The 12,234-nt window shown below is 55.8% G+C and carries 9 protein-coding genes; 7 read left to right on the forward strand and 2 right to left on the reverse strand.

Features of this window, described 5'->3' with window-relative positions; translation table 11 throughout:
- The first annotated feature begins 16 nt into the window (after nt 1-16).
- Genes tamA through ACN9MQ_RS02140 form a run of 3 tightly spaced genes read left to right on the forward strand, consistent with a single transcriptional unit; the run spans nt 17 to nt 5,870 of the window.
- Complete coding sequence (tamA, locus tag ACN9MQ_RS02130; protein WP_020882918.1) at nt 17-1,750, forward strand: autotransporter assembly complex protein TamA; 1,734 nt, start codon at nt 17-19, stop codon at nt 1,748-1,750.
- On the forward strand, nt 1,747-5,523 hold the full coding sequence (gene tamB, locus ACN9MQ_RS02135; RefSeq protein ID WP_410379572.1) for an autotransporter assembly complex protein TamB: 3,777 nt from the start codon (nt 1,747-1,749) through the stop codon (nt 5,521-5,523). Before tamA ends, tamB begins: the two co-directional genes overlap by 4 nt.
- Nucleotides 5,524-5,525: 2 nt before the next feature.
- Entirely contained in the window at nt 5,526-5,870 is a 345-nt protein-coding gene (locus tag ACN9MQ_RS02140; RefSeq protein WP_014168360.1) for a gamma-glutamylcyclotransferase family protein, read from the forward strand.
- Nucleotides 5,871-5,912: 42 nt separating this feature from the next.
- Here ACN9MQ_RS02140 and ACN9MQ_RS02145 read toward each other — a convergent pair whose 3' ends face one another.
- Nucleotides 5,913-6,206 carry a hypothetical protein gene (locus ACN9MQ_RS02145; RefSeq protein ID WP_322416120.1) on the reverse strand — a complete coding sequence of 98 codons (294 nt, stop codon included), beginning with the start codon at nt 6,204-6,206 and terminating at the stop codon, nt 5,913-5,915.
- A gap of 511 nt (nt 6,207-6,717) precedes the next feature.
- Nucleotides 6,718-7,248 carry an inorganic diphosphatase gene (gene ppa / locus ACN9MQ_RS02150; protein ID WP_020882913.1) on the reverse strand — a complete coding sequence of 177 codons (531 nt, stop codon included), beginning with the start codon at nt 7,246-7,248 and terminating at the stop codon, nt 6,718-6,720.
- A 309-nt stretch (nt 7,249-7,557) separates the two neighbouring features.
- Here ppa and ytfQ point away from each other — a divergent pair, with 309 nt between their 5' ends.
- The 4 genes from ytfQ to yjfF all read left to right on the forward strand — a co-directional run bounded on the left by ytfQ (nt 7,558) and on the right by yjfF (nt 12,165).
- A complete protein-coding gene (gene ytfQ, locus ACN9MQ_RS02155; RefSeq protein ID WP_020882912.1) occupies nt 7,558-8,514 on the forward strand; it encodes a galactofuranose ABC transporter substrate-binding protein YtfQ in 957 nt (318 codons plus the stop codon).
- 124 nt (nt 8,515-8,638) lie between these two features.
- Nucleotides 8,639-10,141: a galactofuranose ABC transporter, ATP-binding protein YtfR gene (ytfR, locus tag ACN9MQ_RS02160; RefSeq protein WP_020882911.1), complete on the forward strand. Its 1,503-nt coding sequence runs from the start codon at nt 8,639-8,641 to the stop codon at nt 10,139-10,141.
- 10 nt (nt 10,142-10,151) lie between these two features.
- Nucleotides 10,152-11,177 (forward strand): galactofuranose ABC transporter, ATP-binding protein YtfT, encoded by a 1,026-nt coding sequence (gene ytfT, locus ACN9MQ_RS02165; RefSeq protein ID WP_025205793.1) that lies wholly within the window; start codon nt 10,152-10,154, stop codon nt 11,175-11,177.
- Entirely contained in the window at nt 11,164-12,165 is a 1,002-nt protein-coding gene (gene yjfF, locus ACN9MQ_RS02170; RefSeq protein ID WP_426021252.1) for a galactofuranose ABC transporter, permease protein YjfF, read from the forward strand. The genes ytfT and yjfF overlap by 14 nt, the downstream gene beginning before the upstream one ends.
- Nucleotides 12,166-12,234 lie beyond the last annotated feature (69 nt).

Consider the following 12,234-nt stretch of genomic DNA (forward strand, 5'->3'; position numbering starts at 1 on the left):
ATATTCAGGAGAAAACGTGACAAAAATCCGCCAGTTATGTTTGGTCAGTTTATTGCTGACAAGCGGGGTTGCCAGCGCGGCGAATGTCCGTTTGCAGGTTGAGGGGTTATCCGGGGCGCTGGAAAAAAACGTGCGTGCGCAGCTGTCGACCATCGAGAGCGACGAAGTGACGCCGGACCGGCGTTTTCGCGCGCGCGTGGATGATGCGATCCGCGAAGGGCTGAAAGCGCTGGGTTATTACGAACCCACCATTGATTTCGATCTCCGTCCGCCGCCAAAGAAGGGGCGGCAGGTGCTTATTGCCCGCGTTTCACCGGGTGAGCCGGTGTTGATCGGCGGCACTAACGTCATTCTGCGCGGCGGCGCGCGTACGGACCGGGATTACCTGGATCTGCTCAGCACGCGGCCGAAAAACGGTACCGTGCTGAACCACGGTGACTATGATCATTTCAAAAAAGAGCTGACGAGCGTCTCCCTGCGTAAGGGGTACTTTGACAGCCAGTTCGACAAAAGCCAGCTGGGCATTGCGCTCGACAGGCACCAGGCCTTCTGGGATATCGATTATGACAGTGGCGAACGTTATCGTTTCGGCGATGTGACCTTCGAAGGCTCACAAATTCGTGAAGAGTATCTGCAAAACCTCGTGCCTTTCAAAAAGGGCGATTACTACCAGTCGCGTGATCTGGCGGAGCTGAACCGCCGCCTCTCCGCCACCGGGTGGTTTAACTCGGTGGTTGTCGCGCCGGAGTTTGATAAATCGCGCAAAACCAAGGTGTTGCCGCTGCATGGCGTTGTTTCGCCGCGCACCGAGAACACCATTGAGACCGGTGTTGGTTATTCGACCGACGTCGGTCCGCGCGTGAAAGCCACGTGGAAAAAGCCGTGGATGAACTCATACGGTCACAGCCTGACCACCAGCGCCAGTATCTCAGCGCCGGAACAGCAGCTCGATTTCAGCTACAAAATGCCGCTGCTGAAAAACCCGCTTGAACAGTATTACCTTGTTCAGGGCGGTTTTAAGCGTACCGACCTGAACGATACCGAGGCAGATTCCACCACGCTTGCGGTATCGCGATACTGGGACCTCTCCAGCGGCTGGCAGCGCGCCATTAACCTGCGCTGGAGTCTGGACCACTTTACCCAGGCCAACGTCACCAACACCACCATGCTGCTCTACCCGGGGGTGATGATCAGCCGTACCCGCTCGCGCGGCGGCCTGATGCCAACCTGGGGCGATTCCCAGCGTTACTCCATCGATTACTCCAACACCATGTGGGGTTCCGATGTGGATTTCTCGGTGATTCAGGCGCAAAACGTCTGGATCCGCACGCTGTATGACAAACACCGTTTCGTGATGCGCGGCAACCTCGGCTGGATTGAAACCGGCGACTTCGACAAAGTTCCGCCGGATCTGCGCTTCTTCGCCGGTGGCGACCGCAGTATTCGCGGTTACAAATACAAATCCATCGCGCCGAAAGATGATGACGGCAAGCTGATTGGTGCCTCCAAGCTGGCTACCGGCTCGCTGGAGTACCAGTACAACGTCAGCGGAAAATGGTGGGGCGCGATGTTTGTCGACGGCGGCGAAGCGGTAAGCGATATCCGCCGCAGCGACTTTAAAACCGGCGCGGGCGTGGGCGTACGCTGGCAGTCTCCCGTCGGGCCAATCAAGCTCGATTTCGCCGTGCCGGTGGGTGATAAAGAAGAACACGGTTTACAGTTTTACATCGGTCTGGGGCCTGAATTATGAGTTTATGGAAGAAGATAAGCCTCGGGGTGCTGATTTTTATCGTACTGCTGCTCGGTACGGTGGCGTTTCTGGTCGGAACGACGTCTGGCCTGCATCTGCTGTTTAACGCGGCTAACCGCTGGGTTCCCGGGCTGGAAATTGGCCAGGTGACAGGCGGCTGGCGCGATCTGCGTCTGAAAAACATCCGCTACGAGCAGCCTGGCGTGGCGGTAAACGCGGGGGAATTTCACCTCGCGGTGAAGCTTGGCTGCCTGCGGGACAGCAAGCTGTGCGTTAACGATCTGTCGCTGAAAGACGTGAACGTGGCGATAGATTCGAAGAAAATGCCGAAATCGGCACCCGTTGAGGAAGAGGATAGCGGCCCGCTGAATCTCTCCACACCGTATCCGATTGCCCTCTATCGGGTAGCGCTGGATAACGTCAATGTTAAAATCGACGACACCACCGTCTCTGTCATGGATTTCACCTCCGGCCTGCGCTGGCAGGAGAAAAACCTCACTCTGACGCCAACCTCCCTTCAGGGGCTGCTGATTGCGCTGCCGAAAGTGGCGGACGTGGCGCAGGAAGAAATTGTCGAGCCGAAGATCCAGAACCCGCAGCCGGAAGAGAAACCGCTGGGCGAAACGCTGAAAGATCTCTTCTCTAAACCTGTGCTGCCGGAGATGACGGACGTTCATCTGCCGCTGAACCTGAATATCGAAGAGTTTAAAGGCGAGCAGCTGCGTCTCACCGGCGATACCGATCTGACGGTCTTCAACATGCTGCTTAAAGTCAGCAGCATCGACGGCAACATGAAGCTCGACGCGCTGGATATCGACACCAACCAGGGCTCGGTTAACGCGTCAGGGAATGCCCTGCTGCGCGACAACTGGCCGGTGGATATCACCCTGAACAGTTCGCTCAACATCGACCCGCTGAAAGGCGAAAAAGTGAAAGTCAAAGTGGGCGGGGCGCTGCGCGATAAACTGGATGTCGGCGTTAACCTCTCCGGCCCGGTGGATATGGATCTGCGCGCGCAAACGCAGCTGGCGGAAGCGGGGCTGCCGCTCAACCTTGAGGTTGTCAGTAAGCAACTCTACTGGCCGTTCACCGGCGAAAAACAGTTCCAGGCCGATGACCTGAAGCTCAAGCTGAGCGGCAAAATGACCGATTACACCCTGTCGTTCCGCACGGCGGTGAAGGGGCAAGGTGTTCCGCCTGCGACGATTACGCTGGATGCTAAAGGGAACGAGCAGCAGGTGAATCTCGACAAACTGACCGTCGCGGCGCTGGAAGGCAAAACGGAACTCACCGCGCTGCTCGACTGGCAGCAGGCGATCAGCTGGCGCGGCGAGCTGAAGCTGACGGGGATCAACACGGCCAAAGAGGTGCCGGACTGGCCATCAAAACTGGACGGCCTGATCAAAACCCGCGGCAGCCTGTATGGCGGTACGTGGCAGATGGACGTGCCGGAAATCAAGCTTACCGGTAACGTGAAGCAGAATAAGGTCAACGTTGAAGGCTCGCTGAAGGGCAACAGCTATCTGCAGTGGGTGATCCCGGGTCTGCACGTGGCGCTGGGCCGTAACACGGCGGATATCAAAGGCGAGCTGGGGGTGAAAGATCTTAATCTCGATGCCACCATTGATGCGCCAAATCTGGATAACGCCCTGCCAGGGTTGGGCGGTACGGCGAAAGGGTTAGTGAAGGTGCGCGGCACGGTAGAGGCTCCGCAGCTGCTGGCCGATATCACCGCCAGCAACCTGCGCTGGCAGGCGCTGACCGTTGCGCGGGTTCGCGTCGAAGGGGATGTGAAATCCACCGATCAAATTGGCGGTAACCTGAACCTGCGCGTGGAGCGCATTTCTCAGCCCGACGTGAACATTAATCTGGTCACTCTGGATGCCAAAGGTAACGAAAAACAGCACGATCTCCAGCTTAAGGTGCAGGGCGAGCCGGTATCCGGTCAGCTTCATCTGACCGGAAGCTTTGATCGCAAACAGGCACGCTGGAAAGGGACGCTGGACAATACCCGCTTCAACACCCCGGTAGGGCCGCTGGCACTGTCCCGCGCTATCGCGCTGGACTACCGCAACGCCGAACAAAAGATCAGTATCGGGCCGCACTGCTGGACCAACCCGAATGCGGAACTGTGCGTACCGCAGACCATTGATGCGGGGGCTGAAGGGCGTGCGCAGATCAACCTTAATCGCTTCGACCTGGCGATGCTAAAACCGTTTATGCCGGAGACGACTCAGGCCAGCGGCGTCTTTAGCGGGAAAGCCGATGTCGCATGGGACACGACCAAAGAGGGGCTGCCGCAGGGTAGCGTGACGCTCTCTGGTCGTAACGTGAAGGTGATACAGGAAGTGAACGACGCACCGCTGCCGGTGGCGTTTGATACCCTCAACCTGAGTGCCGATCTGCATAACAACCGCGCGGAGCTTGGGTGGCTTATCCGTCTGACCAATAATGGTCAGTTTGACGGGCAGGTGCAGATTACCGATCCGCAAGGACGCCGTAATCTCGCCGGTAACGTTAATATCCGCAATTTTAACCTGGCGATGGCCAACCCGATTTTCTCACGTGGAGAAAAAGCGGAGGGGATGCTCAGCGCGAACCTGCGCCTGGCGGGCAATGCGCAAAGCCCGCAGCTGTTTGGCCAGATGCAGCTTAACGGCGTGGATATCGACGGCAACTTTATGCCGTTTGATATGCAGCCAAGCCAGATTGCGATGAACTTCAACGGCATGAGCTCGACCCTCGCCGGGGTGGTGCGTACCCAGCAGGGGCAAATCAACCTCAGCGGCGACGCCGACTGGAGCCAGCTTGATAACTGGCGGGCCCGTGTTGCGGCCAAAGGCAGCAAGGTGCGGATCACCGTACCGCCGATGGTACGTCTGGACGTATCCCCGGATATTGTCTTTGAAGCCACCCCAAGCCTCTTCACGCTGGACGGCAACGTGGACGTACCGTGGGCACGCATCGTGGTGCACGAGGTGCCTGAGAGCGCGGTGGGCGTCTCCAGTGACGAAGTCATGCTCAATGAAAATCTCAAACCCGTTGAGCAGAAGAGCGCCGGTATTCCGATCAACAGTAACCTCACCGTTCACGTCGGCAATAACGTGCGTCTGGATGCGTTTGGGCTGAAGGCGAGACTGACAGGGGATCTGAAAGTCGCGCAGGACAAGCAGGGGCTGGGGCTGAACGGCCAAATCAATATTCCTGAAGGGCGCTTCCATGCCTATGGTCAGGATCTGATTGTGCGTAAAGGTGAACTGCTGTTCTCCGGCCCACCGGATCAGCCACTGCTCAATATCGAAGCGATTCGTAACCCGGAAGCCACCGAAAACGACGTTATTGCGGGTGTTCGCGTTACCGGCTCTGCTGATGAGCCGAAGGCGGAGATCTTCTCCGACCCGGCAATGTCCCAACAGGAAGCCTTGTCTTACCTGCTGCGTGGGCAAGGACTGGAGAGCGGCCAGAGCGACAGTGCAGCGATGACCTCGATGTTAGTGGGTCTGGGGGTTGCACAAAGTGGGCAGGTTGTGGGTAAAATCGGCGAGACGTTCGGCGTAAGCAATCTGGCACTGGACACCCAGGGCGTGGGTGACTCCTCGCAAGTGGTGGTCAGTGGCTATGTACTGCCGGGTCTGCAGGTAAAATATGGCGTGGGGATCTTTGACTCACTGGCAACACTCACGTTACGCTATCGCCTTATGCCTAAGCTATATCTGGAAGCAGTGTCCGGCGTAGACCAGGCACTTGATCTGCTCTATCAGTTTGAGTTTTAGCAATGCGAATATTTGTCTACGGCAGTTTACGAACCAAGCAAGGCAACAGTCACTGGATGACCAATGCCCTGCTGCTGGGGAATTACAATATCGAGAACTACCAGTTGTATAGCCTGGGCCACTATCCAGGCGCGGTTCCTGGGGAAGGAACAGTACAGGGTGAAGTTTATCGTATTGATAATGCTACACTTGCCGAACTTGATGCCTTGCGCACCAGGGGCGGTGAATACGCTCGCCAGTTGATCCAGACGCCGTATGGAAGTGCGTGGATGTACGTCTACCAGCGTCCGGTCGAGGGGTTAAAGCGGATTGTAAGCGGTAACTGGTTAGACAGAGACCAGTACTGAAAAAAACAACGCCACCGTCAGGTGGCGTTGTTTTTTATGGGCTTAGCTGTCTTCTGTGCTTCGGCGTCGGGTCAAAAACAGCGGAACAAAAAGCATGATGTACGGAGCAACCAGCCATATCAGACACAGGGCGCGTGAAAAGCCGTAGTAGTTGATGCACCGCGTATTGCTTGAAATGACGGGAATAAAAAACAGTAAAAACAGCAAAATGGCATAATCGCTACGGTAGGGGATCCATAAATAAAACAAAAACCAGGCGAGCTGGAATGTCATGATGCAGAGATACTGCCATTTGCTGTCTTTGCCGTAACAGTCAAACGCCTTTATGTAGCCCATCTTTATGCTTTGAAGAAAGAAACGTAGCATGTAAAACGCCCACAATCGCGATGGTCAGGAGTGTGCTGGCCAGCAACTCGATTAAAAAATAGCTATGGGTGATATTAGTAGCACCTGAGCTCAGGGTATGCCGTTTACTCTACCCGCTGTGCATTGCAACAAAAAGGGTAGACACACCTGTCTTCATAAAGCCCTGAAGCAGACACGAAACGGGCATATTCGTCGGTAATTGTTTTAACGCAGCGAGTAGGGCAAAAGCAGGCTATTAATAGCGTTAGATAATATCAAAGACCTCTATCGGTAAATATCAGGCCATCACTCTCATAATACCCTGCAAGCTCTTCAAACAGGTCGGCTCTGCCGGGGACAAAACCTGGGGTCACAAGCTCATATATTCTGCTGGTTCCTTGAAATGGTAGCCGCTATGCCGTATTTAGCGTGCCAGTGTCGCGTCAGACGCAAGGCACAAAAAAGCCCCGACTCGCGGGGCCTTATTATTCAGCGGTAAGAATTACTTCTTCGCAGCGCGTTCGAAAGAGGAGATGATTTCCGCTTTCGCTGCTTCTGCGTTTTCCCAGCCGTCAACTTTAACCCACTTGCCTTTTTCGAGGTCTTTGTAGTGCTCGAAGAAGTGAGTGATCTGTGCTTTCAGCAGTTCTGGCAGGTCGTTCACATCTTTGATGTGATCGTACTCTTTGCTCAGTTTGGTGTGCGGAACAGCAACCAGTTTCGCATCTTCACCAGATTCGTCGGTCATTTTCAGCACGCCAACAGGACGGCAGCGAATGACTGCGCCTGGCTGCAGTGGGTATGGCGTTGGAACCAGTACGTCAACCGGGTCACCGTCCAGAGACAGGGTGTGGTTGATGTAACCGTAGTTGCATGGGTAGAACATGGCGGTAGACATGAAACGGTCTACAAACAGTGCACCGCTCTCTTTGTCCACTTCGTATTTGATAGGATCTGCGTTAGCCGGGATTTCGATAACTACGTAGATGTCTTCTGGCAGTTCTTTACCCGCAGGGACGTTGAGTAAGCTCATGTCTGTGTCCTTTAAAATGGATGGTAAACAAGTGGCAGGTATTATAGCCAACTGGCGCTGAATGTCTCCGCCTGTTTTCGTCTTCTCTCCACGTTCTCCCCACTTTTCAGACCGATTCCATGACAGGAAAATCCATAAACTCAGCCGCTTTTTTAATGGTGAAATGAAAGCGATTACAAACTTGTGATTAACGTTTTATTCACTTTTCTGAAGTGTGATGTAACGCAATTCGTTACATATTTCATTGGCTATAGTCATTTCGCAGAACATCTTTTAACCAACAATAAACACCCCTACGAGGACGTTCATATGTGGAAGCGCTTACTTCTTGTCACAGCAGTTTCGGCAGCCATGTCGTCTATGGCGATGGCCGCCCCTTTAACCGTAGGTTTTTCCCAGGTCGGCTCTGAATCCGGCTGGCGAGCGGCAGAAACCAACGTTGCGAAAAGCGAGGCCCAGAAACGCGGTATCACCCTGAAAATCGCCGATGCGCAGCAAAAACAGGAAAACCAGATCAAAGCCGTGCGGTCATTTATCGCCCAGGGCGTTGATGCCATCTTTATTGCGCCGGTCGTGGCCACTGGATGGGAGCCGGTCCTGAAGGAAGCGAAAGACGCTGAGATCCCGGTTGTTTTGCTCGATCGTTCCATTGATGTAAAAGACAAATCTCTCTATATGACCACCGTCACCGCCAACAACGTTCTCGAGGGCCAATTAATTGGTGACTGGCTGGTGAAACAGGTGGATGGCAAGCCGTGTAACGTCGTTGAGTTGCAGGGGACCGTCGGGGCGAGCGTGGCCATCGATCGTAAGAAAGGCTTCGCGGAGGCCATCGCCAAAGCGCCAAACATTAAGATTATCCGCTCTCAGTCCGGCGACTTTACCCGCAGTAAAGGTAAAGAGGTTATGGAGAGCTTTATCAAGGCTGAAAACAACGGCAAGAACATCTGCATGGTTTACGCCCACAACGATGACATGGTGATCGGGGCTATCCAGGCCATCAAAGAAGCGGGGCTGAAGCCGGGCAAAGATATCCTCACTGGCTCTATCGATGGCGTGCCGGATATCTATAAAGCGATGATGGACGGCGAAGCGAACGCCAGCGTGGAGCTGACGCCAAACATGGCTGGCCCGGCATTCGATGCGCTGGAGAAATTCAAGAAAGACGGCACCCTGCCTGAAAAAGTGACGATCACCAAATCAACGCTCTACCTGCCTGACACCGCGAAAGAAGAGTTAGAGAAGAAGAAAAATATGGGCTACTAAGGCCTTTTCCCTCGCCCCTTACCCCCCTCCTCTCCCCAGAGGGGAGAGGGTGTACAAGGGCGGGTAGACTGGCATGAACATTTCCCTCTCCCCAACCGGGAGAGGGCGAGGGTGAGGGGGAAACATGACCGACACACAACACCAGGAAATCCTCCGCACAGAGGGCTTAAGCAAGTTTTTCCCCGGTGTAAAAGCGCTGGATAACGTTGATTTTAGCCTGCGACGCGGTGAGATTATGGCGCTGCTGGGAGAGAACGGTGCGGGAAAATCGACGCTGATTAAGGCACTTACCGGCGTTTACCATGCCGATCGCGGCACAATCTGGCTAGAAGGCAACGCCATTTCGCCAAAAAACACCGCCCATGCACAACAGCTGGGGATTGGGACGGTTTACCAGGAAGTGAACCTGCTGCCGAATATGTCGGTGGCGGATAACCTGTTTATCGGCCGTGAGCCAAGACGCTTCGGCCTGCTGCGACGCAAAGAGATGGAAGCGCGGGCCACCAGGCTGATGGAATCCTATGGCTTCTCCCTGGACGTTCGCGAACCGCTGAACCGTTTTTCCGTCGCGATGCAGCAAATTGTCGCGATTTGCCGGGCGATCGATCTCTCCGCGAAAGTGCTGATCCTCGATGAGCCCACCGCGAGCCTGGATACCCAGGAAGTCGAAATGCTCTTTACCCTGATGCGCCAGCTGCGCGATCAGGGGGTAAGCCTGATCTTCGTCACCCACTTCCTCGATCAGGTGTATGAGGTCAGCGATCGCATCACGGTGCTGCGCAACGGCAGCTTTGTCGGCTGCCGCGAAACCCGCGAGCTGCCGCAGATAGAACTGGTCAAAATGATGCTGGGCCGCGAGCTGGAAACCAACGCGCTTCAGCGCGCAGGCCGCACGTTGCTCAGCGATAAACCGGTCGCGGCCTTCAGCGATTTTGGCAAAAAAGGGGTGATCTCGCCCTTTAATCTGGACGTGCGGCCCGGTGAAATTGTCGGGCTGGCGGGCCTGCTGGGTTCCGGGCGCACCGAAACCGCCGAGGTGATCTTCGGGATCAAACCTGCGGACAGCGGCAGCGCGCTGATCAAAGGTAAACCGCAGACCCTGCGATCGCCGCATCAGGCCTCCTGCCTGGGCGTGGGCTTCTGCCCGGAAGACAGGAAAACCGATGGCATAATTGCCGCCGCCTCGGTGCGGGAAAATATCATTCTGGCTCTGCAGGCGCAGCGCGGATGGCTACGCCCCATCCCGCGGAAAGAGCAAAACGCCATTGCCGAGCGATTTATCCGTCAGCTCGGTATACGTACGCCGAGCGCTGAACAGCCCATTGAATTTCTCTCCGGTGGCAACCAGCAGAAGGTATTGCTGTCACGCTGGCTGCTGACTAAACCCCAGTTCCTGATCCTCGATGAACCGACGCGCGGTATCGACGTTGGGGCGCACGCCGAAATTATCCGGCTTATCGAAACGCTGTGTGCAGACGGTCTGGCGCTGCTGGTTATTTCATCCGAGCTGGAAGAGCTGGTGGGGTATGCCGATCGCGTCATCATCATGCGCGATCGTAAGCAGGTGGCAGAGATCCCGCTGGATAAACTGTCCGTTCCGGCAATCATGAATGCCATCGCGGCGTAAGGAGTTAATCGTGATGCCCCGTTCGCTTCCGCAAACCGGTGCAACCAGGCGCCGCTTCACCTGGCCTACCGGCACGCCGCAAATTATCGCGTTGCTGCTGGTGCTGCTGATCGATAGCCTGGTCGCCCCGCATTTCTTTCAGATTATCGTGCAGGATGGCCGGCTGTTTGGCAGTCCGATAGACATTTTAAACCGCGCCGCCCCGGTGGCGCTTCTGGCCATTGGTATGACGCTGGTGATCGCCACCGGCGGGATTGACCTCTCCGTCGGTGCGGTGATGGCCATCGCCGGCGCCACGGCAGCGTCCATGACCGTCGCCGGGCACAGCCTGCCGGTGGTGCTGCTGGCTGCATTAGGTACCGGGGTGCTGGCCGGACTGTGGAACGGCATTCTGGTGGCGGTCCTGAAAATTCAGCCGTTTGTCGCCACTCTCATCCTGATGGTGGCTGGACGCGGTGTGGCACAGCTTATCACCTCGGGTCAGATTGTGACCTTCAACTCCCCCGGTCTGGCATGGCTTGGCAGCGGTAAGTTGTTCTTCTTTCCGACGCCGATCGTTATTGCGCTGGTCACATTAGTGGTGTTCTGGCTCTTTACCCGTAAAACGGCGCTGGGCATGTTCATTGAAGCGGTCGGAATTAACATCCGTGCGGCGCGAAACGCCGGGGTTAATACACGGCTGATGGTTATGCTGACCTATGTGCTGAGCGGCATTTGCGCCGCCATTGCCGGGGTGATCGTCGCGGCGGACATCCGTGGTGCGGATGCCAACAACGCCGGGTTATGGCTGGAGCTAGATGCGATCCTGGCGGTGGTTATCGGTGGCGGATCGCTGATGGGCGGGCGGTTTAATCTGTTGCTCTCGGTGATCGGCGCGCTGATTATTCAGGGTATGAATACCGGGATCCTGCTCTCCGGTTTTCAGCCGGAACTCAACCAGGTGGTGAAAGCGGTGGTCGTGCTCTGCGTGCTGATCGTCCAGTCGCCGCGCTTTGTCAGCATCATTAAAGGGATCCGTGGCCATGATAAAACGTAATTTACCGTTAATGATCACCCTGGGCGTGTTTGTGCTGGGTTATCTCTACTGCCTGACGCAATTCCCGGGCTTTGCCTCTACCCGGGTGATTTGCAACATTCTGACGGATAACGCCTTTTTAGGCATTATCGCCGTTGGCATGACCTTTGTGATCCTCTCCGGCGGGATCGATCTCTCGGTTGGGTCGGTGATCGCTTTCACGGGCGTATTCCTCGCAAAAGCGATCGGTTTCTGGGGGATCTCGCCGCTGCTGGCTTTCCCGCTGGTGCTGGTGATGGGCTGCGCGTTTGGCGCATTTATGGGGCTTTTGATCGACGCGCTGAAAATTCCGGCTTTTATTATCACCCTCGCCGGCATGTTCTTCCTGCGCGGCGTAAGCTACCTGGTCTCGGAAGAATCGATTCCGATTAACCATCCTGTCTACGACACGCTCTCCAGCCTGGCGTGGAAAATCCCCGGCGGCGGTCGTCTGAGCGCGATGGGGTTGCTGATGCTGGGCGTGGTGGTGGTGGGGATCTTCCTTGCCCACCGTACCCGGTTTGGTAATCAGGTCTATGCCATTGGCGGCAGTGCCACCTCGGCAAACCTGATGGGGATCTCCACCCGCAGCACCACAATCCGCATCTATATGCTCTCGACCGGACTGGCGACGCTGGCGGGGATCGTCTTCTCGATTTATACCCAGGCGGGTTATGCCCTGGCAGGCGTCGGGGTGGAACTTGATGCCATCGCCTCGGTGGTGATTGGCGGCACGTTGCTCAGCGGCGGCGTTGGCACGGTGCTGGGGACGCTGTTCGGCGTGGCGATCCAGGGACTGATCCAGACCTATATCAACTTTGACGGCACGCTCAGTTCATGGTGGACCAAGATCGCCATTGGCATTCTGTTGTTTATTTTTATCGCCCTGCAGCGCGGCCTGACGGTGCTCTGGGAGAACCGACAAAGCTCGCCTGTTACCCGTGTAAACATTTCAGTAACAGAGCCATAACACGCTGAATTTGCTTAAAGTCTAAACATTTTCCGGTAGCGGCCGATACTCTTTTTTTATGCCCAGAAA

It is taken from the genome of Enterobacter sp. R-25 (assembly GCF_049913205.1).
Lineage (GTDB): Bacteria > Pseudomonadota > Gammaproteobacteria > Enterobacterales > Enterobacteriaceae > Enterobacter > Enterobacter ludwigii.